This window comes from Rhizobium sp. P38BS-XIX, from assembly GCF_012641435.1.
GTDB lineage: Bacteria > Pseudomonadota > Alphaproteobacteria > Rhizobiales > Rhizobiaceae > Rhizobium.
On record NZ_JABAIJ010000018.1, the window covers coordinates 1 to 24,318 of the forward strand.

Below are 24,318 nucleotides of genomic sequence, written 5' to 3' on the forward strand. Positions count from 1 at the left end.
ATCAGATGATTGGCTTGCTGATTCTCCGAGGTAATCATCGGCATCGAACGTGTGCCCCTACATCAGGCAAGTTTCCCGAAATTCTCAAGCTGCTCCCAACTGGACGATACCGCAGACGCCAGCAACTAGGCTATGATGACACAGTTGCCTGGCTATCGATCTCGACACGGACGTCTGAGACACGTTCGTGTCGAGAATCAAATTGAGAGCTGTGGGGAAATGGGCCAACCGGTTCGGCCGACATATTGAATGTCGGCGCCCTGCGGAGAACCGGTAGGGCTTTTAATGATCTTGGAATATCTCGATTGATGGGTAGGTAAGCCGGACCATTTTCGGCCAATTCCTCACCGAGAAGGGAACGATTGAATCCATAGGTCCAAGGGGTTCAAACACTTCCCAGGGGCATCATCGCCGATACCTCATACGCGGTGAGACGCCGCCCGCAGCCGTGGAAGGGTGTTCAGCCACTTACAACGCCAACTATGTTCCCGCCATTGCGAGCGCTAAAAAATCGTTGTTGGGTTGCATTAACGATCACTGAAAAAAAGCTTGCGGGAAAAAATGCGCGGAATGGTTCATGGACTGTTTTAGGGCAAACGGTGTTCTATATAGCGGCGTGATCGAGGAGTTAGATTATGATCCCGTTGCAGAAATTGGAGCCGGAGTGTTTTTATTGGGCAACCTTGAAGGCTGATCGCGAGGCGCCGGCTGAGGTGGTGCAGGTGTCGACAATTTTTGGCGCGGAGCGGGAATATTGGTCGATTGCCCGCCTCGGCTCCGACGAGCATCGTATGCTGGCGGATTTCGAGTTCGTGACCAAGATCGTGCCGCCATCCTCGAAGATGTCCCTGGAACTGGCCGCAGAGTGATCGTCTGATATGCGTGCATGGGTGCCGGCAGGCGTTGCACCATGCCGACGATAACCCTTCGAGCGGCAGAAGGATGCAGGTTCGATGTTCTGACTGGACTTCCGCCGACGGGTTAAACCCGCCGGCGTTCCGGCATGATATAACAGCTAGCTGCCTTTATTGCCGGTGATTTACGTCACCGGCCGGGATGCCTCGAAGAGGAACCATGTCCGGCGCTCGGTCTCATCGATCCAGTTTTCAAGCAGGCTTGTTGACGCCACATCGTTGTTATCGGCTGTCAACTCATGCGTTTCGCGCATGAACTGAACCAAACGTTTGTTGTCTTCGCACAGCTCCGCCAGCATGTCCTCCGGCGCCACGTATTCGGCGTCGTTATCTGAAAGACGCTGCAAGCGCGCGACATGACCGATGGAGCGCAATGTGGTGCCTCCAATCTTGCGCACGCGCTCGGCGATTGCGTCTGCCATCGCAAAGATATCTTCGCCCTGTTCGTCCAACATGAGATGATAGTCTCGGAAGTGCGGACCGGACATATGCCAGTGAAAGTTCTTGGTCTTCAGATAAAGCGCAAAGACATCTGCAAGCAGTGTGTTCATGGCTGCTGCGACGCTTGCAACGGCGTTGGTGGGAAGATCGGACGGAACGGCCATCGACGCGCCTCTCGTCGTCCTGGCTTCATTGGCGGTCATGGTGTTCTCCTTGGGTGAGGTGCGGCAAAGGATGCATCGTCGCCCGCTCGGGGCGGGCGAGGAATTTCATGGCGTTTGGCGGAGGTCTGAGCCTCGATGCCCGACCCGCAATATTGATTGAAGGGCCGTTTTCATGCATCCCCGCCACGGCGGCGGTCAGGACGAAGCCGTGCCGAACGCAATGCGGTTGATGACAATGGCAATTGCCATCCCGATCAGCTGTGCGACGACATAGGCGGCAGCAATCGAAGGCGCGAGCGCAACGGGGCCTGCTGCGAAGATCGCAGCAATCGCGATGGCGGGATTGGCGTAAGATGTGGAGGGCGTCGCCAGAATGGCGGCCGTCAGCCAGGCACCCACGGCAAAAGGTCCGGTTTCCCACTTTGTGCTGCGTGCGCATCCAAGCACGATGGTCATCAACCCCGCAGAGGCCACCACTTCGCTGAGGAACATGCCGAACGAAGGCAAGCCCGCCGGCGCTGCCGCTGCGGCGTGGTCGGCAAACATCTGCTGGCTCAACAGGGCGCCGACGATTGCGCCGGCAACCTGTCCCAGCACATAGGCGATCATGCAGGTGCGGCTGCGCTCTCCCGACAGCCATTGGGCGATGGTGATGATCGGGTTGTAATGACCGCCCGAGACTTTCCCAAGAGCCACGATCAGCCCCACGAGCGCTCCGGCAATGGATATCGCAACGATCATGGAGGCGACGAGCGGTTCATTGGTGGCGAGACGGGCGACACTCAGGCCGGAAGCAATGGCTGCGACGACCAGGAACGCGGTACCGACTGCTTCGACGAAACTCCGCCTTACCAAGGGCAAGGCGGTGTTTTGCTCGAAGAAGCATGATAGCCGGTCGTGAAGGACCGCATCAGCCATGGTGGGCGTCCGCAGCGGCCGGATACCGGGCCTCGACTTCCCGGATCTTTTCAGCCAGTTCCGAAGGAACGAGAATTCCCTTCTGAAACGCGATATTGGCGAAAGCGACGATCCAGCGCTCGTAATAAGTGAGCTTGCCGACAACTTCAGAACCGAGCGATTCAACACCGCGGCGCTTTTCTTCGGTGTTGATGATCTTGTGATAGTCAAGCACGTCGGCAAGCGCGTGACAGCGCTTTTCCCACGGAAGAAGCTCGTGCTCCACACGCTCGATCTTGCCGGCGGGATCGCCGCCGATATCGTTTGGAATCTTCTTGACGAGTGTTTCGGATCCCATCACGCGGCATCCTTGTTATAGCTCACCGGAATAACGCCGATCATGGCATCGCGCGTCACCAGATCGGCGAGTTGCTGCTCGCTCAAATGATCGGTTCCGGCGGGCCTCATCGGCAAAACGAGATAACGGACGATTGCCGTGGAATCGCTGACGCGGATTTCGACGTCGTCGGGAATGATCGTGCCGAACTCCTGCAGAACCGATCGGGGTTCCTGGACTGCACGCGCGCGGTAGGGCTTCAGCTTGTACCAATCCGGCGGCAAGCCGAGCACGGGGCGCGGATAGCAGGAGCACAATGTGCAGACGATCAGATTATGCACATCAGGCGTATTTTCCAGAACGATGAGTTCCGTATCGTCGTAAAAGGTAATGCCGAGTGCTTCGCAGGCCGTCCTGCCGTTTTCCAGCAGACGCTTCTTGAAGTCCGGATCCGTCCAGGCCTTGGCAACGACCTTCGCGCCAAGCGCCGGTGTTCTGGAATCCAGAACCTCGATCTGCCGGCGGATTTCATCGGCGCCGAAAAGCTTCTTTTCGATCAGAAGCTCGCGGAACGCCGTTTCCATGATGTCATAGTAGCCAGGACGCTCGTCTACCGTGATCGGCGTATGATCGTGGTCATGGTCGTGATCATGGCTGTGGGGCTCAGACATTGGTGTTCCTCTCTAACCAGTTCTCGAATATTTCGATGAGAATGCGATCCTTCGGCGAGCCGGCATAGTTCGCCCAGATTCCAGTCATCGGGATGGAAACGCGGTAATAGTAGCCCTTGGATCCGGCATTGTGACCGTAGGCTTCCTCTTCGTTGTTGACGGCCATCGGACGAATGACGGCTTCGATCGTTCCATGCTTGCCGCGCAGATAGGTCGGCATCCGGTAGTGACCGATGGGAATACGGTCCGATATGATGACGGCGTCTCCGGTATCGAAGACAGGCAGTTCACCGCGTGCGGGTACCATTCCGCCGAAGCCTGTAACAGATGCGTTCATAGTGACCTCCTGTGATTGAATTTGTTGGCGATCGCGCAGCTTGGGGAGATGGCATGCGCCGAGCCTGGGCGAAGCATTGAAGTATGCTGCACGTCATCGCCGGATTTCGCGGCGCGTCCATCTCGATCGTCACACGCCGTGATAAACAAGGCGGGTGAAGAACTCCGGCGAGATGACCGCCTTGCCCCACTTTTCATCGAAAGCCGAGGTCGGCTTCGCATTGACCGCTTCTTCGACCGTGCGGCCTTGCTGCTTCAACTTGGCGACATTGTCACGGATGCTCTTCAGCATGTCACGATACTCGGTGAGTTCCGCCCGATTGCTCACAGGATTTCCATGTCCAGGAATGACGATCGTTGTCTTGCTTATCGCTGCCAGATTGGCTTCCGTTGCTGCTATCGTTCCATCGATGCTACCGCCTGTGGAGTAATCGATGAACGGATACAGTCCATTCCAGAATGTGTCTCCGCAATGAAGGATATCTGCCTCACCGATTGTAACGGAGATATCGCTATCGGTATGTGCTGGTCCATAGTACTTCAGGTGAAGTGTCTGTCCGTTCAACTTAAGCGTCTTTTCATCGCTGAAGATATCGGTTGGAACCGCTGCCAGTGACGATGAGGGGAAGGTGAAATCCCAGTCTTCGACACGCGTGGCCGAGAGAAGATGCTTGTGGGTGTTTTCATGCGCAATGATGGAAGCGCCTTCCTGGCTCAGCCATTCGTTGCCGTCGGTGTGATCGAAGTGCCAGTGGGTGTTGATCAGATGCGTGATCGGTTCCCGGCTCAATCGGTTGGCTGCCTCCATGATCCTGGGGCGTGTTCCGGTGATGCCGGCATCGATGAAGACCTTGCCATCCGGACCTGTGAGGACGGCGATGTTTCCTCCGGATCCCTCAAGAACACTGACCTTGCCGCGCAGTTTATGGGTCGTGATCTTCGCCTTGGCGGCCTCATCGCGAAAGACGTCGACGAGATTGCGGGCCTCGGCAAAGGCCTCAGAGGGTGTTAGCCACCCTCCCGTCGCCGCAAAGCCCGTCGCAACCACACAACAAAGACAGAAACCGCGACGCGAGAGCATCATCCCAGACGGATCTTTTGCAGTTTCCCCGCGCTGTGCGCCCGCTGGCAGTTGCGAAAAGATCGTCATGAAACCTGTTCCTGTAGAGATGAAAATGAAGTGTTCGAGGCATGCCTCGCTTCTGGTGAAATCGGGATACCCCGACGCTTTGCCATCAACCCGGGCCGCGCCCCGATCGCGAGTGCCACGGCTCAGCCTTTGATGAACGAGAGCATGTCCGCGTTCAGGACGTCGGCGTTGGTGGTCAACATGCCGTGCGGATAGCCAGGATAGGTCTTCAGTGTCCCGTTCTTCAGCAGCTTGATGGATTTGCGCGCGGCATCGGCGATCGGAACGATCTGATCGTCCTCACCGTGGAGGATGAGCGTCGGGACCTTGATCGCCTTCAGATCTTCGGTTTGATCGGTCTCCGAGAAGGCTTTGATCCCCTCGTAATGGGCGTTGGCGGCGCCTTCCATGCCCTGGCGCCACCAATTGCGGACAGTTCCCTCGACCTTCGTCGCGCCAGGACGGTTGAAGCCATAGAATGGCCCACTTGCAACATCGAGGAAGAACTGGGCGCGATTGGCGGCAAGCGCCTTGCGGAAGCCATCGAAGACGTCGATCGACAACCCCTCCGGATTGCTTGCCGTCTTGAGCATGAGCGGCGGGATGGCCGATACCAGAATAGCCTTGGCAACCCTGCCCGCCGGCCCGCCATGCTTTGCAACGTAACGCGCCACTTCGCCGCCGCCGGTGGAATGGCCGATATGCACGGCGTTTTTCAGATCCAGCGCCTCGACAACGGCAAAGGCGTCTGACGCATAATGATCCATATCGTGGCCGTGAGAAACCTGAGCGGAGCGGCCGTGACCACGGCGATCATGAGCAACAACGCGGTAGCCGTTCGACAGAAAGAACAGCATCTGTGCGTCCCAGTCATCGGAGCTGAGCGGCCAGCCATGATGAAACATGATCGGCTGAGCGGTCTTCGGACCCCAGTCCTTATAGAAGATTTCGGTTCCGTCCTTGGTCGTGACATAACCCATGGCGATATCTCCCGCTGCATGCGTGATCGATTGATTGGCGTTGGATGCAAAAGCGACCTTGGAGCCGTCGATCATCGCTGCGCCAACAGTCGAAGCACCGATCACCAAGGTTTCGCGACGCGTGAGATGTAAGAAGGAATTCGTCATGATCCGCCTGAACCTCCCAACCACCGTCTGTTGTGGATAAGGACTAGCGCTTGGATGACGGTCGCAGAAGTGGCTAAATCCCAACCAATGTTTCAATGGATTGAACGATGAATGCGAGACCGCAGGCTGCGCATTTCCGCATATGCACACTGGCGCATGTTTGATTTTATTGTGCTAAGTCCCGCTCGATGTCGCGCCTAACGACAGGATGAGCGATGGTCACCTTCCAATGCCGGGACGTGTCTTTGCGCAATCGGGCGACCTGGATGGTAGCGCGTACCCATGACGCGCAGACCATGGCGCTCGATGGCCTGCCCCGATCACATTCCTGGAAATCGGCAGCGAAGATGCGATCTCAAAGATCGGCTTCGGCGAAGACTTTGCTGACCCAGTTGAGAAAAACCCTCAGTCGCGGCGTCATCTGGCGATTTTGCGGATAGAGGGCGGATACCAAGGTTCGTGTTGGAGGATACTGTTTCAGGATCTCCACCAGCTTTCCCTCTTCCAGGTCGCGCCTGACCCTGTATCGTGGCGCCTGGAAAATGCCGAAGCCCAAGCGGGCGAGGTCCGCCATCGTATCGGAATTGTTGACCGTCAGGCGGCTTGGCAACGTCACGTTTCGCACACGATTGCCGACCGTGAATTCCAACGGCAGCTTTTCCCCTGTTCGAGAGGACACAAAGCCGACGCATCGATGCCCTTCGAGATCGTCCGGGGATTGCGGCACGCCATACTTCTCGAGGTACGCCGGGCTGGCGCACGTGACCTCCTCGATCTCCGCAAGCTTGCGCGTGATCATGCCGCTGTCGGCAAGCAAGCCGGCCCTGATGACGCAATCGACACCTTCTCGGACCAGATCGACGAGGCGATCCCCCTGACCAATTTGCAGATCCAGCAGCGGATAGCGATCCATGAACTCCGGCAGTCGGGGGAGCAAATAGGTGCGCGTCATCAGACCATGCGCATCGATCCGCAACAGGCCGCGCGGCTCCGCATCGCCGAAGGCGCATTCGGCCTCCTCCACCTCTGCCAGGATGGAGATGCAGCGCTGGTAAAAAGCCTGGCCATCGAGCGTCGGCTTTACCAGGCGCGTTGTGCGCTCCAAAAGGCGTGTGCCCAGAGCCCGCTCCAACTGCTTGATGGTTTCCGTCGCGGTCGAGCGGGCAATCCCAATGTCGGCCGCAGCAGCCGAGAAGCTGCCGCGCTCAACCACGCGAACGAATAACTGCATGCGGTCCAGACGATCCATGCACACTGTTCACCACAGCCGAATTCTTATGTCAATTTCCATGCAATTGTTTCGTACAGCTGCTGCAAATATCTTCTGGTCATCCAATCAAACGGAGTAAACCCATGACGAACTCTTCGCAGCGTGTCGCAATCGTAACCGGTGGTTCCAAAGGTATTGGCGCCGCCATTTCACTCCGTCTCGCAGCAGACGGCATCGCCGTTGTTGTCAATTATTCCAGCGATCAGGCCGCCGCCGACAATGTGGTTGCCGAAATCGAAAAGAATGGCGGCAAGGCCATAGCGGTCGCTGCCGATATCGGTGACAGCCAAAGCCTCGCAGCGCTTTTCGATGCGGCCGAAAGCGCCTTCGGAGGCACGGACATCCTGGTCAACAATGGCGGCATCATGAAGCTCGGAATGCTTGCGGACTTCGACGACACGACGTTCGAACGTCAGGTCGCCGTCAATCTCGGCTCGGTGTTTCGCGGCATCCGCGAAGGCGCAAAGCGTCTGCGTGAAGGCGGCCGGATCATCAATTTCTCATCGAGCGTCGTTGGCCTTTACCAGCCGACATACGGCGTCTATGCCGCGACCAAGGCTGGCGTTGAAGCGATGACTCACATTGCCGCCAAGGAACTCGGCAGGAAGCACATTACCGTCAACGCCGTCGCGCCGGGTCCCGTCGACACCGCATTGTTTACGACCGGCAAGAGCGAGGAACAGATCAAGGCGATTGCCGGAATGAACCCGATGGGTCGCATCGGTCAGCCGGACGATATCGCCTCGGTCGTCGCCTTTCTGGCCGGCTCGGACGGCGGCTGGGTCAACGGCCAGACCATTCGCGCCAATGGCGGCGTGATCTAATCAGCGCACTCCTCTTTCTCATCGATAGGAGACTTCCTCATGTCACTGATTGCACTTGTCACGGGAGCATCGAGCGGCTTTGGCCAGATGATCGCGCGTGATCTCGCCCATGCAGGCCATACGGCCTACGCCTCCATGCGTGGTACGACCGGCAAGAATGCCGGGAACGTTGCCGACAACGCCGCCTATGCGGCCGAGCACGGCATCGAGCTCGCCTCAATCGAACTCGACGTTCAGGATGAAGCATCGATCCATGCCGCAATCGAAGCGATCATCGCCAAACACGGCAGGATTGATGTGCTCGTCCAGAATGCCGGGCACATGGTCTACGGACCCAGCGAAGCATTTACGCCGGAGCAGCTTGCCGAACTCTATGACATCAATGTTCTCGGCACGCAGCGCGTCAACCGGGCGGTCTTGCCGCATATGCGGGCGGCCGGTCGCGGTCTGGTGATCTGGATATCGAGCAGCAGCGTCGCGGGCGGCGTTCCCCCGCTCCTTGGGCCCTACTTCGCCGCCAAGGCCGGTATGGATGCGATGGCCGTTTGCTATGCCAAGGAGCTTTCACTTCTGGGCATCGAAACCTCGATCGTCGTACCTGGCGCCTTCACATCGGGCACCAATCACTTCGCCCATTCCGGTTCGCCGGCTGACAAGGCCGTAGAGCAGGCTTACGCGCAGAGCTATCCCGCCGGGTTCTCCGACGATCTCCTCAAGGCCCTTGCCACGACCGTACCTGATAACGCCGATCCGGCAGCCGTTGGCCGGGCGGTTGTCGATATCGTCGGCCGCCCTTACGGGGAACGTCCGCTTCGGGTCGTCATCGATCCGGCAAGTGATGGTTCGGAAGTCAGCTTTGCCGTCATCGACAGGGTCCGCTCGGAATTCCTCTATCGCATCGGACATGCCGATCTGCTTCATCCCAAAGCGGCCATTTAGCTTCGCTTTGCCCCGACAGACACGACATCGGCAAATCCAAGGTGCCGACGGGCGGAGAGAATGTCTCCCGCCGGCACCGCCACAATCGCCGCACACATTTGTCGCGGCCTGTATCGGCATCGAACGCTGGCCGCCGCATACCTCCCCAGATCCAAAGAGCAACCGATCGTCGCGTTCTTGAAGATCGCCAGCAAGAGAAACATCGAAAGGACTACCATGCCATTCGTCAACATAAAGACGCCGGAAGCGGCGCTTAGCAAAGTTCAGAAGGAAGAGATCGTCCACAAGGTCACGAACCTTCTGGTCGAGTATTTCTCGGAAGCAGCAAGACCTCACACGATGGTTCTGATCGAGGAAGTCAAGGATGGCGGCTACGCACGCGCCGACCAGGTCTTCATCCTACCCGATGAATATCGCGCGAAAGACGCATAGTCGCTGATTGACGCAATGGCGAGCGCAAGCGAGCCGTTGCGTCAACGTCTGAAAGAGGCAGCACGCACCCTGCCGATCGAAGTGATGTTCGTCGTGTCTCTGCATTGCATTGAAAACGAACTTCGGCGACGGTCGATCTCGGCAAACCTCAAAGGAGAATGAACGATGACGGATGGAATGACCTTTCTGAGATCCAATCACGAGCCCAAGTTGACCCTCGACCGGCTCGCCGAGGCTGTAGCCAGCCGCGGAATGAAGGTGTTTGCACGCATCGACTTTGCTGCCGACGCCGCTGACGCCCAGCTAGCCTTGCCGGCAACGGAATTGCTGATCTTCGGCAATCCAAAAGTCGGGACCCTGTTGCTGCAGCAAAATCAGGAAATCGGAATAGATCTGCCGCTAAAGGCGCTTGCGTGGACCAACGGCAGCGACACGTGGCTGGCCTACAACGAGCCCTCCCATCTGGCAACTCGGCACGGGATAACCGCCGATGATATCGTCGCCAAGATGACCGCAGGGGTCCGCAGCGCTGTCGAAGAGGCAATATCGGCAGGTTAAGCCGGTGCGGTCGACAGACGCTAGCGATTGTGCGTGAGATGAAAAAGCTGGCGCATGCGCGCGGCGAGAGCGGATTTGTTTTGGCCGGCCCCGATGGCCGCCACCTGATGAAGGGCTTCCTGTCTTTGTGTCCGGGCTGACAGCAGTTCTGCAAGCTCTTCTGCGATTGTCGGACGCTCCTTCAGCAGATTGGCCAGCTTCTCCTTTGCAATTTCATAAGCGACGACTGGCGTCAGCGCTCGTTTTTCGCCGACCTCGACCGCGCCGAGCAGGACGCCTCCCTCTCCAAACAGATCGCCGGGGGCAAGCCTGTCCAACTCTTTTCCTGTGTCTCCATCCGGCTCCTCGACGACGACGACACCGCTCTTGATGATGATCAATGACGTCAGCGCAGCATCATGATGGGCAATGATCTCGCCCTTGCGAAAATTCAGCCTCTTCATGGAGGTCGCCAAGCCGTCCTTCTCGTCCTCGGTCAGGCTGGAAAACAATCTGATGGCGTTGAGCAGCTTGCGCGAACCGCTGCCAGCCCGGCTCTTTTCGCCGGGTGTTCGCCCGGATGGGTCGGAGCTAATCGGCAGCGACGAGGCGAGCTGCAAATCGACGCTCTCCACGTGGCGGTAAATGAGGTCGAAAAGTTCGTTCTTGGCAGCGCCCACCTTGTCGACGTCGCTCACGCGAAATGCAAGGTCCATATCGACAATGTCCTTGTCGATGGCCGCGATCGTCGCAGTAGGCGCCGGATCCTTCTCAATCGTGCCACTGCTGAGAAGGACATTGTTCATGAGCTCGAGTATGGCACGCGGAGGCCGATCGAGCCTCAAACGAATGCGCAACGTCGCGCCGTGAGAGCGATCCGGATAGCTGGTATTTGTGAAACGGCTGCGCGCCAGAAGACTATTCGGAATGAAGACGACATCATTCGTCGCCGTTCTTATCTGGGTCGACCGCCAGGTGGTTTCGAACACCTGCCCCTGAACATCACCATCCAGCACGATCCAATGGCCCGGTGAAATCGGATGACCGAGGTTGAGCGCAATGCCGGAAAAGACGTCACTGAGCGTATTTTGCAGCGCGAGGCCAAGAATGATGGCGAAGATGCCGGATGTCGCGATGATCGTTCCAATGGGCAGGCTGAAGACGTAGGTAATGATCGAGAGAGCTGCCGAGATGTAAATCAGAGCGACAACGACATCCTGCAGCAGCCTGACTTCGCGCGGCTTTCCCTCAAAGATCAGGAAAAGGCGCACCAGACTTGTCAGCATCATTGCACCGCCGATCCACCAGATCGTCTTCAGGCCGCCATATGCGAAGCGATCCGCCACGTCGAGCGCAGTGTCATCCGCCAGATACGGCGCTATTCCGTTTCGAAGCAAAAGCACGGTGAAGGCCGCGAAGAATGCGACGTCGGCTGCGAGCTTGTACGCGGCGGATTTCCGGACCGGCAATCTCACCACAAGGAAAACAACCAAAAGCCCGACGAACTGTGCCAGCGGATGAGTGATCAATTCAACCATGTCCCTGTCTCTTCGAATGCCCGTCCCCATCCGCTCAGGCCGGCAAGCATGAGCGGTCCGTCATGCAGCGATCCGGCGATCACTGCGTCAGGTCGGGCTGAACCCTCGGAAACCTATTCCACGTGCTGCATTGGCCGGAAGCCGTCACTTTCATGACGTAACGTCCAACTGATTGGACAATCGAGCTTGCGCGGCGGACTCCGCGATCTTGTGGAATGCCGAGCATCCGCGCGGGATATTGCGTTTGTGCTAGCTTGATCAACGCGAGAACGAAGGGGCGTTCGCATTCGGCCCGGCAGCGCGCGCGCCCGGCACCTTCCCATCCATTGCACGAAGCTTTCAGAACAATGGGGTTCTCAACGCGTGCGAAACCCGGTTCTGTCGAACGGCAAGCCAGGTCCGATGTCTCCGTTCCTGGCCTGCAACAACCATTGTTCATGGAGGATATGGATCATGTCTGACACAATCTTTGCACCCACAGCCACACCAACTCCGATCGCCATCGGCCAGATTGTCCCGTGGGCAATTTTTGCCGGCATTCTTCTCCTGCTCGCGATCTATTTCGTCGGCGCCGAAGAAGGGGCGACCTCGCTGATTTCCGGCATGTATGTCCATGAATTCGTTCATGACGGCCGGCACCTCCTCGGCTTCCCCTGCCATTGAGAGGTCTGGGTCATGGTCGGCAAACTTCTACTGCGCGGCATGCTTGTTGGGCTTCTTTCCGGTATCCTCGTCTTCCTCTTCGCGCACAGCTTCGGTGAACCACTGGTCGATAGTGCAATCGCCTTCGAAGAGAAGATGGCGCAAGCGGCAGGTGAGGCGCCGGAACCCGAAATCGTCTCGCGCGCGACGCAGGCCGGCCTCGGACTCTTTACCGCCGTCATCGTCTACGGCGCGGCGGCCGGCGGTCTTTTTGCCCTGGCCTTCTCGGCGATTTACGGTCGCGCCGGGCCCTATAGCGCCCGGACGACATCCGCCATGCTCGGGCTCGGAGCGTTTCTGGTCATGTCGGTCATCCCCGATTTCAAATATCCGGCCAATCCTCCGGCTGTCGGCAATCCCGATACGATCGGCGCTCGAACCGAGCTCTATTTCATCCTGCTGCTTGCCTCGATCATCGCGCTGTCGCTTGCCTTCGCCGTGGCGAATAATTTGACGAGAAAATATGGCAGGTGGAATGCGGCGATCGTTGCCAGCCTCCTGTTTATCGCCATCGTTGCGGTGATCCAGAGCCTGATGCCGCCTGTCAACGAGGTGCCGGAGACGTTCTCAGCCGTGCTCCTCTGGCGCTTTCGCCTCGCTTCGCTTTGTATGCATGCGATCCTTTGGGCGTCACTCGGGCTGGGTTTCGGCATTCTTGCGGAAAGACTTCTCGAACATCGCCAGTCGCGCCGTTCCTTCCCCTCGGCAACGCGCTAGAGAGTTTGGGCACTCCGCTCGACGCGGTCGCATCAAGCACGCATGCGACCGCGAATTCGCCGAAGTGGCAGGCATGGCTTTCGACAAGAGGCGGATCGAGGGGTGACTTCCTCCGCTCGGGTGCACTTTATCGCGTGATCGATTTCTTTCGTCGCAGTGACATGCGGGGCAACTTCACGGATATTCTTGTCAGAAACACGCCTGCAATCGCGACGACGAACCCGACGATCTGCAGTGGCGCCAGCTGCTCGCCGAAGAGTACGTAGGCTTCCAGTGCAGAGAGCGGCGGTACGGCCAGCAAGAGCGCACTCATCTTCGTTGGGCCATTGTGCCGCGAAAGCCATACGACAAGCGAGACGCCGATCGCCGACAGGCCGATGACCGACCAGGCGAGCAATCCCCAAAGAGCGACGCTTCCATCCCAGAGATTGTCGCCGTCAAGGACTGTGGCCACCAGTGCAATCGGTATGCCGCCGGCATTCTGCAGCGAGGCGGACACGCTGACGGGATCGGATGACAAACGGCTTTTCTGGATCGTCGTCGCGACCGCCATCCCGATGACGGCAAGAATGGCTGCCGCCAAGCCAACCGCATTGATATGGCCGGTACCACCGTTGGCCAGATCCGGTTCAAGCACGCAGACGACGCCTGCAATGGCAACGGCAAGCCCAACGACGCCTGCCCTCGACAGTTTTTCTCCGCGTGCGAAATACAGCCAGGCGGCAATTCCGACGGGCTGAGTGCTGGACAACAATGCCATGATGCCAGCCGGCATTCCCTGCCAAATAGCCGTGTAGGCAAAGCAGAGATAGACGCCATTCAACAATACGCCCGTCATCAGGTGCGACCAGACCCTGGCCTTTGCGGGCCATCGATCGCGTCGCACATGCGCAATTGCGCCAAGCAGCAAAGCCGTGAGCAGCATGCGCAGCACAAGGAAAGGCTGCGGAGCGGCGTGAAACAAGAGCCCTTTGGCGACAATGAAACCGGTGGACCATATAAGAACGAAGAGTGCGGACAAAATGGCCGACATCACAGATGCTCCACTCGGCTATTGATGGGCATGAAAGGCAACTATTCCTGGACGATCTGCCGGAACACCCGCTCGACCTGCGCATTCAGCGACATCACGGCAAGATCGGCATCGTGCGGAATGACGTGCTCGGCGGCGGCCGGATCGGCAAGCAGAGCCGCGCGGATCATCTCGATGTCGCCAAGGAGCGTGTCAAGCGTGATGCCGTCGCGAACGCGGCTTTCCACCTGCGCCCAGAGCGAAAGGAAGAACCCGCGCTGGCTGGTGAGGATTTCCGGTCCGGCTCGCTCTCCATGTCCCGGACAGACGATGCTTGGCCGAAGCTCTTCCATGAAGGCGAGAAACTTGGGCCATTCGCGCATCTCGCCGTCCCGAACGATGTTGTAGGGTCCGTTGGCCACGAGATCCCCGGCAAACATCACCCGCTCTGCCGGCAGCCAGACAATTGTGTCGCCCCGCGTGTGACCCCAGCCGTGATGCAGCAATTCGACGCGGCGATCCCTACCGATAAGTTCCAGCCTGTCGCCGTAGACCAGTGTCGGCGGCAGAAGAGACGTGTCGGCGAGATCCGGTCTCAGCGTCGCCACCTGCTCCCATCGGCCGGGCGGACCTCCGAATGCGGCTGTCTCGAAACGCCTGAGTTCATCAACCATCTCGCGACAGGCGATAATCGCTGCACCCGTCCGCTCGCGAATTCGGCGGTTTCCATAGACGTGATCGCCATGATGGTGTGTGTTGACGACATATTTGATCGGCTTCTCACCGACCGTATCGCGGACCGCTGACAAGAGTGCGTCCGTGCGCGATGGCATGTTGGAATCGATCAGAAGGACCTCGTCTCCGAGATCGATCCAACCGTTGTTGCACATCAGGCTGCGAACCGCGCCGGCCGGGCCCGTCTTTGTGCCTTCCTCGAAATATCGCGTCCCGCCTTTCAGAAAGAAGACGCCCGGAGCCACCTCTTGCGGAATACCGACGGAATGGTCGTTGGGTTCATCGCCCGGGCTTTTACTTTGCAGGACCTGCGGCCCCTCGCTCATGGAACTGGTCATCGTCCCTCTCCTGTCTCGTTCAGCCGATCAATTTCGAAGCACGGTGCAATATCTCGGCGGCAATCGCCTCGCATTTGGCGGCAAGCTCCTTGCCCAGCTGCGCAAGATGAGGGTCTTCATATCGGCCGAAGGCGCGTTCGGGATCCAGCCAGCGCAGGACGACTTCGTCACCCCGATCCATGATGGCAAACTTCAGCGGCGCCTCCAGAAGTGCGGCCGGCACGGCCGACAAGACGCGAACCATGTAATCCGGGTGGAAGAACAGCAGCTGCCGAGTCGGATTGATGGCATAGCCACCTTTGGCCAGAAGGGCTTGTGGATTTATTTCGTGCAGCACCCAGAAGCCGGCATCCTCGATCGCCGTCTTCGCACAAGCGACGACATCCTCGAATCCGGCTTTCGAACTAAGGGAATGCTGCAGATCGTCCGGCACAGACGACTGTCCATAGGTTACGGGATGAAGTTCGGTCATATCCTGTCTCTCAACAACGGACACCAGGTGTCCCTATGTTGCGCAGGCTAGAACATGCAAAATCCCCTCTGAAGCCCGTTTTATTGGAACCAGCGTTTAATGGATTGGATTGGGTATGGTTCATCGGCGCGAGAATTCAGGCGCCGTTTCAAAAAATGAAGCAAGCCTCGCAGCAACGGCAAAATGCCAGCACCTAAGCAGCCGAAGCCATCGCATCGGGCAGTGGACAGTTGTTGATGACATCCTGACATGACGTGGCGAGATGGTCGATGAAGGCGCTGACGGCGGCACTCAGGCCAACGCGATATGGCATCAACGCCGTCAGCCGGGTATCATCCGCAAGCCAGCCCGGAAGCACCATTGCCAGATCGCCACTCCTCGTCTCCGCACCGCAGAGATAGGCGGGCAGCGCGGTAATGCCGATCCCGGCCTTCGCCGCATCCTTGAGGCTCGTCATGCAGCTGCTCAACAAACGTGGTGCGACGGCGATCTCCTCTCTCTGTCCCGTCAGCTGATGGGAAAGCGTCAAGCGAGGCTGGCTGCTGTCCTTGGAGAACAGCAGCATCTGGTGGGTAGCGAGATCTTGCGGCGTTTCAACCTCGCCGTATCTCTTCAGATAGGCCGGCGATGCGAACAGATACCACGGAATGCTGGCAAGCGTCGTTTGAATGAAATTGGAATTCTGTACGGCCGCACGATGAACGCGGATCGCGAGATCAAACCGCTCACCGACGATGTCGACGCAATGATTGGCGACATGCTGCACCAATGTCACCTTCGGGTATCTGGACATGAACGAATTGACGATCGGGGGCATGATGAATTGCGCAACGACTGGAGCGGTCGTGTAGCGCAACGTCCCTGCGGGATCGCTGAGCCGGGTTCGCATCGCATGTTCGGCCTCGTTGGCATTTTCGACCGTTGCCAGGGCGTGTCTATAAAACTCGTTGCCCGCCTCCGTCAGGCTAAGCCTGCGCGATGTGCGCAGCAACAGAACGAGCCCGAGACGCTCTTCAAGCTGCTTGATCCGATAGCTGAGTGTCGATGTCGGCAACCCCAGGGCTTGGCCGGCGCTCGTAAATCCCCCTCGGTCGACGATGGTCACAAAGTAGCGAAAGTCATTCATATCAATCATGGGGATGCACCATAGGCGAGAGACTGGCAGCCATCTTAAAACACGCCACCGCGTCGACGTATCGCCTTGCCGACATATTGTTGCGCACTTCACAAACTGAGTTTTCGATACCACACAACGTCATTGTGGCAAAAAATTCATATCGCAATTTCTATTGAATGCGGAAGATTTCTCTCGCTGCACTCAAAACCACCATTGCCGACTATACCGTGCTCCAATTCAAGACCGCGTCAACAACGGACGCCGGCTAATAGCCAGTGTCCATGCGTCATCGCGCTACCAGGAAGAGGCAGGAGCTATCATCAGCCATCTCCTTGCTCATATCGCCGCCCGTGAAATCGGTAAGCGCAAACCTACCAAAGTCTCTCGGCTCAGCTCCAAACACAACAGGAGATCGCGATTGATCCTGCTGGACATGCATTTGAGCGCTTCGGCTATCCAAAGCATAGCGTCTCCATCTTATTTTCGGTCCGACACAATAATCCATGTCAAAGCGTAGGACAGAGGCTTCGACACGACATCAAACGCGAAGAGCCAGCTCCGAAAGGAGCGCCGCCATCCGCATCTCCTCAAAGGGTGAGGAAGATCTGCCGGATTGCCACGCTTGATCCTAAGACCTCGTCATCCTCGCTGCGTGAGGACTGATCCATGATCGATATGAACGATTTTCGCTACTTTATGACCATCGTCGATAGCGGCAGTTTCACAGCCGCCGGCCGTGCCCTTGGATTGCCGACATCGACGCTCAGCTATCGCATGAAGCTGCTGGAGGAAAAACTGGGCCTCACTTTGCTGCTGCGCTCCTCCCGCCAGCTTGCACTGACGGAAGCCGGCGCGGAATTCTATCGATATGCCCTGGTGACGGTGGAGCGTGCGGACGAAGCCATAAGTGCTATGCGAGACCGGATACGGGAGCCATCAGGACCAATCCGCTACACCACCGCGATCGCCACCGCCCAGTTCGTCATGCCGAAGGTCATCAGGTCGTTCTTCGTCAAGTATCCTCAAATCTCGCTGGTCGAACATGCGGCGGATCACTTCGTCGACATCGTTGGCGAGCGGTTTGATCTGGCGATACGCGCACATTCCACACCCCTGCCGGACTCGAACCTCATTCAGAAGCGGCTCGCCCGGATACCATGGCAACTCTTCGCGTCACCGGCCTATCTGGCGGAAAAGGGCGTGCCCAAAGATCCGGCCGAGTTGGCAAATCATACGACACTTTTCGTTCGCCGCGACAACACGCAGCCGCGGTGGTCGCTGACACATCAGCAGACGGGAGAGACGGCCGACATTCCTCTCTCCCCCCGGCTCGCAAGTTCATGCATCAAGGCCATCCAAAGCGCGGCGAAAGCCGATATCGGGGTCGCTTCACTGCCTGTCTATCTGTGCAGGCAGGAAATAAAGACCGGCCAGTTGGTCGCTGTGCTTCCCGAGTGGCGGAGTGCAGACGCGGTGCTGACGGCGCTCATGCCGACCCGAAGCGGAATGGGTGCGGGCCTAAGAGCATTCGTCGACCACGTTGCACTCGCCTGCCAGACCGTGATCGACGGCTCCTGACGGAACTGAAGAGCCGCGGAGTTGACGTCAGATCGCTGGCGACATCGCGTTAAACGCAGGCTGTCCGGAGCTGCCGGGCAGCGACGCTCCCGCCCCCAAATCTGAGGACGGTGACGTTATCGGGACTTCAACCCTCTCTCTCCATTAGCTCCACCGGAAACTCAGAAATTAAGACTTGCAAGACCGATTGACTATGATTAATCGTTTAATCAGAGCCGATCGGGATCGAAAGATGACAGAAGCACGCCCTTCTTCCATTCGTGAAATTGCAGTGACGCTGGGCGTGTCGACGGCAACGGTCTCGAATGCGCTTCGGGGAAAGGGCCGCGTTTCACCCGCACTTATCGAGCAGATCCGACTGGAAGCGGACAGGTTGGGCTATGTGCCGGATCATGCGGCACGTGCGTTGCGCACAGGCAAAAGCAACACGATCGGCCTGCTCGTTCCGAACATCGGTCAACCATTGTTTCCGGCCTTTGCCCAGGCCATCGAGCGCGCAGCCAAGCAGCGCGGCCTTGCCGTTTTGATCGGCGATAGCCAAGGCGATGCCGGACAACAGGATTTCGAGATCCGAAACATGATTGCCCGCGGCGTCGATGCCTTGATCGTGATACCGACGCGCGGCACGACCGTCATCCAGGAGAGCATTTCGGTGCCGGTTGCCGTCATCGACAGCGCCGTCACCGCCGGCAATGTCGCCGCAAGCGACCATCGCGAAGGCGGCCGCAAGATTGCGCGGCATTTGCTAGCGCTTGGTCACGAGAAGCTGCTCATCCTTGCAGGGCCGGAAAATTCGTTGGTGGCACGCGAGCGTGTTGAAGGAATGCGCGAGGTCTGCTTTTCGGCCAATGTCGAGCCGACGTTGAAACACAGTGACGCGACGTTCGAGGCCGGGAACGTCCTTGGTCGCGAGCTTGGCTTGACGCGCTTTACGGCTTGCGCAGCCGCCTACGATGCGATCGCCATCGGCTTCGCCCTCGCTGTTCGCGAACGGGGCTTTCGCATACCGGAAGATTTATCGCTCACGGGTTTCGATGATCTGATGTGGGCGCAGATCGTCTCGCCGCCGCTCACCACGATCCGTCAGGATCTGGAAGCGGTCGCGGTGCACGCACTGTCCTTTGTCGTTGGAGAAACCGACACCAGCAGAATTTTCCCGACCGATCTTGTCGTGAGGCAATCCACCGCACGTCTTTCGGTCCCTTCTCGGGGAGACGAAAATGCCGAATGAACCTCAGGACCTCCATTCGCCCGAACTGCGCGATCGCGCGGTTAAGGCTGCACTCGGGCTTCAGCCGTTCGATGTGCTTATCACGGGCGGAACGCTTGTCGACGTCGCGACGTCGGAGATGCGACAGGTCGATATCGGCCTTGTCGGGCCGCTGATTGCAAGCGTCCACGCGCCGGCAAGCAGAAACGATGCGGTAGAGATCGTCGATGCCTCGGGACGATTTCTAACACCCGGATTCATCGACACGCACATGCATGTCGAAAGCTCGATGATAACGCCGAGGCGTTATGCGGAAATCGTTGTTCCGCAGGGAACGACGACGGTGTGCTGGGATCCTCATGAAGTTGGCAATGTCGCCGGCCTGGACGGCATTCGCTGGGCGCTTGAAGAAACGAAGCAACTGCCGTTGCGCTTCCTGACCCTGGCGCCATCCTGCGTCCCTTCGGCACCCGGCCTGGAGCTTGCCGGCGCCGAGTTCCGCTCAGGCGAAATGGCGACCATGCTCAGTTGGCCGGAAATTTCCGGTGTCGCCGAAGTCATGAACATGCGCGGCGTGCTTGAACGGAGCGAGCCGATGCGCGGGGTCGTCGAAGCGGGGCTTGTCAGCGGCAAACGCGTCTGCGGCCATGCGCGCGGACTTGAGGGCGCCGATTTGCAGGCTTTCGTTGCCGCAGGCATCCAATCGGATCACGAGATCACCTCCGGCGAAGACCTGCTGACAAAGCTGCGGGCTGGCCTCACCATCGAGCTGCGCGGGTCGCACGACTATGTGCTGCCCGGTGTGATCGAAGCACTGAAGACGCTGCCGCATCTACCGCAGACGCTGACGATCTGTACGGATGACGTCTTCCCGGATGACCTCGTAAACGATGGGGCGATGTCCTCTGTTCTCAGGCGCCTCATTGGCTACGGCATGAAGCCGATCGATGCCATACGTGCCGCCACGCTCAACGCCGCCATGTGGCTCAACCAGTATGATCTTGGATTGATTGCGCCGGGACGTCGCGCCGATATCGTCATTCTATCCGATCTCGAAAAAATCACGGTCGACTGTGTCTACGCATCCGGACGGGAAGTCGCAAAAGGCGGCAGTCTCACGGAGATCATCCCTGCCGGCAGCAATAGCAATGCATATCGCGACACGGTGAAGCTCGGCAGGCTTTCGGCGACCGATTTCGAGATTGAGCTGCCTGATGTCGAGGAAGCACGCGTCAACACCATCGTCAGTCCCCGCTTTACGAAATGGGGCGAAGCCGTCGTCGCGGTGAAAGGGGGCAAGCTTGTTCTCCCCGACAACATGCTTCTGATGGCCGTTATCCATCGCCATGGCAGGCAAGCCCCCTCGCCCGTCATCGGCATCCTCGAAGATTGGGGCCATTGGAGTGGCGCTCTCGCAACGACGATATCGCACGATAGCCATAATCTCACCGTCTTCGGCCGCGATCCGGCGGATATGGCCGCCGCGGCCAATGCCGTGATCGAGGCTGGCGGCGGCATGGCAACGGCGGCGGGCGGCAGCGTAACGGCCCTGCTCGCTTTACCGGTCTGCGGGCTGCTGTCGGATGCTCCCGCAAATGAGGTTGCAGAAGACTTCGCAAGGCTGCGCGCGGAAGCGGATGCGATCGCCGACTGGATGCCGCCAATTCGCACCTTCAAGGCAGTCGTCGGAGCAAGTCTTGCCTGCAATCCCGGCCCGCACGTCACCGACCTCGGACTGGCCGACGGTACGACCCTGGAAATCAGACAACTTCTCGCCGCAGGCCGAGACGGACATTACCCACTGCCCCGGCCATAGCTGCCGCCTCAGGAGACACATACAATGGCCCCAGAAACACATATAGCGCAGCCGGGCGAGGCATCGGAACCGGGATGGAAGACATACTTCCGCATGCGCGAGCGCAAGACCAGCACGAAGACTGAGATCATTGCAGGCGTCACGTCCTTTCTGGCGTCGGCCTATCTCCTCGTGGTGATCCCGTCGCTGCTCTCCGCTGGCGGGATCGACCGCGCGGCGGCGACGACAGCAACCATTATCGTCATCATCGGCGCGACGCTGTTCATGGCGCTCTATGCCAACATGCCCTTCGTGGTGGGACCTGGCATTGGCGGTTCGGTCCTCGTCGGGCCAACGATGGCAGCCGTCGAGCATATTCCGTGGCAGACCGGTCTCGCCATATCGTTCTGGTCGAGCGTGATCTTCGTTCTGCTGACCGTATTGGGCGTGCGCCAGGTCATCGCCCGCATGGTGCCGGCTCAAATCAAGCTCGGTCTGGGCGCCGCCATCGGACTATTCATCGCACTCCTGGGCTTCAAGAATGCCGGCCTGGTCGATGTCAACGTCAAGAGCCATGCGCTGATGCTGGGATCGTTCAACTCGGGACAGGCAATTATTGCCGTCTTCGGCATCTTCCTCGCCGTTTTTCTCCGCGGGCGGAAAGTACCGGGTCCGATCCTCTGGGCCATTCTCGGCAGCACCCTGCTTGGAATTCCGCTCGGGGTCACCAAGCTCCCCACCACGTTCTTCGGCATACCGCACGGCATTTCCGAAATCGGACTGCAGCTGGATTTCTTCGGCGCGCTGAAGATCCAGTATTTCCCCTATCTGTTCGCCTTCTTCGCCTCGGAATTCTTCTCGACGCTGGGCACCACGCTCGCAGTCGGTGCGAAAGCCGGCCTGGTCGATGAAGCCGGCAACATGGAAGATCTCGGAAAACCGTTCCTTGTCGACTCCGTTGCCGCAACGATCAGCCCGCTGTTCGGCATTCCCTCGTTGACGGCACTCGTCGAGTCCGCGACCGGCGCCGAAGTCGGCGGCCGCACGGGGCTTGCCTCGATCGCGACGGCAGCCTTGTTCGCCTTGACCCTGCTCTTTACGCCAATCGCGCTGATGATCCCGGCAGCAGCCACCGCTCCAGCCTTGATCCTGGTCGGAATGTCGATGTTCGGCGCCCTGAAGAAGGTCGATCTGGAGAATTTCTCAGACGGTCTCTCCGCCCTGATGATGGTTTTGCTGACCCTGGTCTCCAACAGCTTCGGCACCGGCATCGCCGGCGGCCTGCTGTTCTATGTCATTGTCAAGGTTCTATCCGGCGAGGCAAAACAGGTCTCGATTGGCATGTACCTCCTTGCCATTCCGCTTGCCTATTACTTCTGGACGGTTGCTACGCACTAAGCAGGTCATGCGCCGCAAGCCTTCATTCCCGGGCTTGCCAGAAACGCATGGAGCGTCCATCGGGGCGCTCCATCATTCACTTGCCGGTGGAATGGCGGCGGCGACGGACTGGAGGCGCATCACAAGCGCTTGAGGCCTAAAACGGCCACAAGCGCGATGAACGTCTTCTCAACAATTCCAGCCAATCTCTCGATCAGACCGTACGGCGAGCGGCGGCGATCTGGCTGGCGCCTATGCTGGCGAGAGCGACGCTGAACAACGTCGGGTTGGTAGCGGTCATGGTGGGAATGACGCCATTGCCCGCGACATAGAGGTTGTCGAAGCCCCAGACCTTTGAGTTCCTGTCGCAGACGCTGGTGCCATCATCGCGTTCGCCCATGCGGATCGTGCCCTGGTAGTGCAGCGACGAGCCGACAGGCTGCACGAAAGTGGCAAACCCGGGGGCAGGACGACCGATAATCCCGGAAATGCGCTGCGCATGGCCCTTGGCCTCTTCCAAGCGGGCCTTGTCGCCCTCGGACTGACGCCACTGAATAGAAATGGCCGGCAGGCCGAGCCAGTCACGACGATCGTCGTCGAAGACGACACGGTTATCGGGATTGAGGTCGGAGCCCACGAAAAAGCCCATTCCGACAGGCTGACCGCTCATTTCGCTGGCGCGGGGCATCGAGTGCAGGCTGGCCGGGGCGATGGTTACGGAATACGGAAAATCCTTGGTGGACGGAATCCAGCTCATCGCCGTCATGGGCACATCGGTCTGCATTTCCGTGACCTGCGAAACGATATAGTGGTCATTGATATAGCGACCGAGCGCTTCGGGCCGAATGTTCGAGGCGTAAAGCAGCTGGGGCGAATGCAGCGAATCACAGGCAACGACCACCGTGCCGGCGCTGACCGTGAAGGCGTCTTGCGAGCCGGCGCGGACAAGTTCCACACCCGTCACATGACCATTTTCATGGATGACGCGGCGGCAGGCTGTTTCAGAGAGGATATGAAAGCGTTCTTCCGGCTCATCGACGAGGTCGCCTAAAACGACGTCGGTGCCATGATAGCGCAGGCCATCGGCATCGGGTGTTGCCGCAAGCGGCATGGGCTGGACGAAGCGATCCGGCGTGCGGCCGGGATTGAAGACTTCAGCGAGGCGCTCGCGCATGGCAATGGCCGCCACATCGCCGGCGCGCGGATCCTTGTTTGTCCCGAGCAATTTTGCCGACACGGCCAGAGCCTTTTGCATCTCTTCGCTCGGGATGAAGGGTACAAGTTCGATCTCGGACGGTACCGGCGTACCGGTCGACCATTTGGTGCCCATGCCGCCGACATTGGCCGCCGAGAAGCCGGCAAAAAGGTTTTCATCCTGCGGATCGGCGTCGTTGGCGATAAAGAGGCCCGAGCGGCGCAGCAAGGAATGATCGAAGCCGCCTGCACGGCGCGCCTCCCATTCTTCCTTGTTGATCGGCATGCGTGGGCTACGGTCGCCGCCCTGAGCATGCACTTCGAAGGCCGCACGCTCGGCAAGATCGGCGATATTGTCGAGATGCGCGCCCTTCTGCGGCAAAATCTGCGGCCCAGCTTCTACCATCAGGATCCGCGCTTCCGGCCAGTTGTTCCGAATGATTCGCGCGTAGGCCGAACCTGTCGGACCACTCCCGATAATGACGACGTCAGCAGACTGACCAGACATTCCTGCA

25 protein-coding genes are annotated in these 24,318 nt (G+C 58.8%); 11 read left to right on the forward strand and 14 right to left on the reverse strand.

The features are described 5' to 3' along the window. Positions 1–635 precede the first annotated feature (635 nt). The gene (locus HGP17_RS32000) at positions 636–869 is read left to right on the forward strand and encodes a hypothetical protein (RefSeq protein WP_168815808.1); all 234 of its coding nucleotides are present in this window, start codon (positions 636–638) and stop codon (positions 867–869) included. 170 nt (positions 870–1,039) lie between these two features. Here HGP17_RS32000 and HGP17_RS32005 read toward each other — a convergent pair whose 3' ends face one another. From HGP17_RS32005 to HGP17_RS32040, 8 genes are all read right to left on the reverse strand, one after another. Then, positions 1,040–1,558, reverse strand: a complete 519-nt coding sequence (locus HGP17_RS32005) for a DNA starvation/stationary phase protection protein (RefSeq protein ID WP_168815810.1) — start codon at positions 1,556–1,558, stop codon at positions 1,040–1,042. A 156-nt stretch (positions 1,559–1,714) separates the two neighbouring features. Next, positions 1,715–2,437, reverse strand: coding sequence for an aquaporin (locus tag HGP17_RS32010; RefSeq protein ID WP_168815812.1), 723 nt, complete (start codon positions 2,435–2,437; stop codon positions 1,715–1,717). After that, a complete protein-coding gene (locus HGP17_RS32015; protein ID WP_168815814.1) occupies positions 2,430–2,777 on the reverse strand; it encodes an SH3-like domain-containing protein in 348 nt (115 codons plus the stop codon). The genes HGP17_RS32010 and HGP17_RS32015 overlap by 8 nt, the downstream gene beginning before the upstream one ends. Beyond that, positions 2,774–3,424 carry a nitrile hydratase subunit alpha gene (locus tag HGP17_RS32020; protein ID WP_168815816.1) on the reverse strand — a complete coding sequence of 217 codons (651 nt, stop codon included), beginning with the start codon at positions 3,422–3,424 and terminating at the stop codon, positions 2,774–2,776. The genes HGP17_RS32015 and HGP17_RS32020 overlap by 4 nt, the downstream gene beginning before the upstream one ends. After that, positions 3,417–3,761 carry an SH3-like domain-containing protein gene (locus tag HGP17_RS32025; RefSeq protein ID WP_168815818.1) on the reverse strand — a complete coding sequence of 115 codons (345 nt, stop codon included), beginning with the start codon at positions 3,759–3,761 and terminating at the stop codon, positions 3,417–3,419. Before HGP17_RS32025 ends, HGP17_RS32020 begins: the two co-directional genes overlap by 8 nt. 129 nt (positions 3,762–3,890) lie before the next feature. Further along, positions 3,891–4,844, reverse strand: a complete 954-nt coding sequence (locus tag HGP17_RS32030) for an MBL fold metallo-hydrolase (protein ID WP_168816005.1) — start codon at positions 4,842–4,844, stop codon at positions 3,891–3,893. 188 nt (positions 4,845–5,032) lie between these two features. After that, positions 5,033–5,869, reverse strand: coding sequence for an alpha/beta hydrolase (locus HGP17_RS32035; RefSeq protein ID WP_205926228.1), 837 nt, complete (start codon positions 5,867–5,869; stop codon positions 5,033–5,035). Positions 5,870–6,371: 502 nt separating this feature from the next. Continuing rightward, the gene (locus tag HGP17_RS32040) at positions 6,372–7,265 is read right to left on the reverse strand and encodes a LysR family transcriptional regulator (protein ID WP_168815822.1); all 894 of its coding nucleotides are present in this window, start codon (positions 7,263–7,265) and stop codon (positions 6,372–6,374) included. A 104-nt stretch (positions 7,266–7,369) separates the two neighbouring features. On the opposite strand from HGP17_RS32040, the gene HGP17_RS32045 reads away from it, so the two are divergent. The 4 genes from HGP17_RS32045 (at position 7,370) to HGP17_RS32060 (ending at position 10,039) form a co-directional block, all read left to right on the forward strand. Then, complete coding sequence (locus HGP17_RS32045; protein WP_168815824.1) at positions 7,370–8,110, forward strand: SDR family oxidoreductase; 741 nt, start codon at positions 7,370–7,372, stop codon at positions 8,108–8,110. 39 nt (positions 8,111–8,149) lie between these two features. Then, positions 8,150–9,049 carry an SDR family NAD(P)-dependent oxidoreductase gene (locus tag HGP17_RS32050; protein WP_168815826.1) on the forward strand — a complete coding sequence of 300 codons (900 nt, stop codon included), beginning with the start codon at positions 8,150–8,152 and terminating at the stop codon, positions 9,047–9,049. 216 nt (positions 9,050–9,265) lie between these two features. Beyond that, complete coding sequence (locus HGP17_RS32055) at positions 9,266–9,481, forward strand: tautomerase family protein (protein WP_168815828.1); 216 nt, start codon at positions 9,266–9,268, stop codon at positions 9,479–9,481. Positions 9,482–9,646: 165 nt separating this feature from the next. Continuing rightward, complete coding sequence (locus HGP17_RS32060) at positions 9,647–10,039, forward strand: DUF302 domain-containing protein (RefSeq protein WP_168815830.1); 393 nt, start codon at positions 9,647–9,649, stop codon at positions 10,037–10,039. Between the two features lie 20 nt (positions 10,040–10,059). Here the strand turns inward: HGP17_RS32060 and HGP17_RS32065 are convergent, their stop codons facing one another. Further along, the gene (locus tag HGP17_RS32065; protein WP_168815832.1) at positions 10,060–11,556 is read right to left on the reverse strand and encodes a mechanosensitive ion channel family protein; all 1,497 of its coding nucleotides are present in this window, start codon (positions 11,554–11,556) and stop codon (positions 10,060–10,062) included. A gap of 453 nt (positions 11,557–12,009) precedes the next feature. On the opposite strand from HGP17_RS32065, the gene HGP17_RS32070 reads away from it, so the two are divergent. Both HGP17_RS32070 and HGP17_RS32075 read left to right on the forward strand, forming a co-directional pair. Beyond that, entirely contained in the window at positions 12,010–12,219 is a 210-nt protein-coding gene (locus HGP17_RS32070) for a CbtB-domain containing protein (RefSeq protein ID WP_168815834.1), read from the forward strand. 12 nt (positions 12,220–12,231) lie between these two features. Next, positions 12,232–12,975 carry a CbtA family protein gene (locus HGP17_RS32075; protein WP_168815836.1) on the forward strand — a complete coding sequence of 248 codons (744 nt, stop codon included), beginning with the start codon at positions 12,232–12,234 and terminating at the stop codon, positions 12,973–12,975. Between the two features lie 127 nt (positions 12,976–13,102). Here the strand turns inward: HGP17_RS32075 and HGP17_RS32080 are convergent, their stop codons facing one another. From HGP17_RS32080 to HGP17_RS32095, 4 genes are all read right to left on the reverse strand, one after another. Further along, entirely contained in the window at positions 13,103–14,008 is a 906-nt protein-coding gene (locus tag HGP17_RS32080) for a DMT family transporter (protein ID WP_168815838.1), read from the reverse strand. A gap of 41 nt (positions 14,009–14,049) precedes the next feature. Beyond that, a complete protein-coding gene (locus HGP17_RS32085) occupies positions 14,050–15,060 on the reverse strand; it encodes an MBL fold metallo-hydrolase (protein WP_168815841.1) in 1,011 nt (336 codons plus the stop codon). A 19-nt stretch (positions 15,061–15,079) separates the two neighbouring features. Beyond that, positions 15,080–15,532 carry a DUF302 domain-containing protein gene (locus tag HGP17_RS32090; RefSeq protein WP_168815843.1) on the reverse strand — a complete coding sequence of 151 codons (453 nt, stop codon included), beginning with the start codon at positions 15,530–15,532 and terminating at the stop codon, positions 15,080–15,082. Between the two features lie 193 nt (positions 15,533–15,725). Further along, positions 15,726–16,667 carry a LysR substrate-binding domain-containing protein gene (locus HGP17_RS32095; RefSeq protein WP_168815845.1) on the reverse strand — a complete coding sequence of 314 codons (942 nt, stop codon included), beginning with the start codon at positions 16,665–16,667 and terminating at the stop codon, positions 15,726–15,728. Between the two features lie 648 nt (positions 16,668–17,315). On the opposite strand from HGP17_RS32095, the gene HGP17_RS32100 reads away from it, so the two are divergent. The 4 genes from HGP17_RS32100 to HGP17_RS32115 all read left to right on the forward strand — a co-directional run bounded on the left by HGP17_RS32100 (position 17,316) and on the right by HGP17_RS32115 (position 22,630). Further along, a complete protein-coding gene (locus HGP17_RS32100) occupies positions 17,316–18,227 on the forward strand; it encodes a LysR substrate-binding domain-containing protein (protein ID WP_168815847.1) in 912 nt (303 codons plus the stop codon). A gap of 232 nt (positions 18,228–18,459) precedes the next feature. Next, entirely contained in the window at positions 18,460–19,458 is a 999-nt protein-coding gene (locus tag HGP17_RS32105) for a LacI family DNA-binding transcriptional regulator (protein WP_168815849.1), read from the forward strand. Continuing rightward, positions 19,448–21,253: an adenine deaminase C-terminal domain-containing protein gene (locus tag HGP17_RS32110; RefSeq protein ID WP_168815851.1), complete on the forward strand. Its 1,806-nt coding sequence runs from the start codon at positions 19,448–19,450 to the stop codon at positions 21,251–21,253. The genes HGP17_RS32105 and HGP17_RS32110 overlap by 11 nt, the downstream gene beginning before the upstream one ends. A gap of 24 nt (positions 21,254–21,277) precedes the next feature. Then, positions 21,278–22,630: an NCS2 family permease gene (locus HGP17_RS32115; protein WP_168815853.1), complete on the forward strand. Its 1,353-nt coding sequence runs from the start codon at positions 21,278–21,280 to the stop codon at positions 22,628–22,630. Between the two features lie 193 nt (positions 22,631–22,823). Here HGP17_RS32115 and HGP17_RS32120 read toward each other — a convergent pair whose 3' ends face one another. Next, on the reverse strand, positions 22,824–24,311 hold the full coding sequence (locus HGP17_RS32120; protein WP_168815855.1) for a GMC oxidoreductase: 1,488 nt from the start codon (positions 24,309–24,311) through the stop codon (positions 22,824–22,826). Positions 24,312–24,318 lie beyond the last annotated feature (7 nt).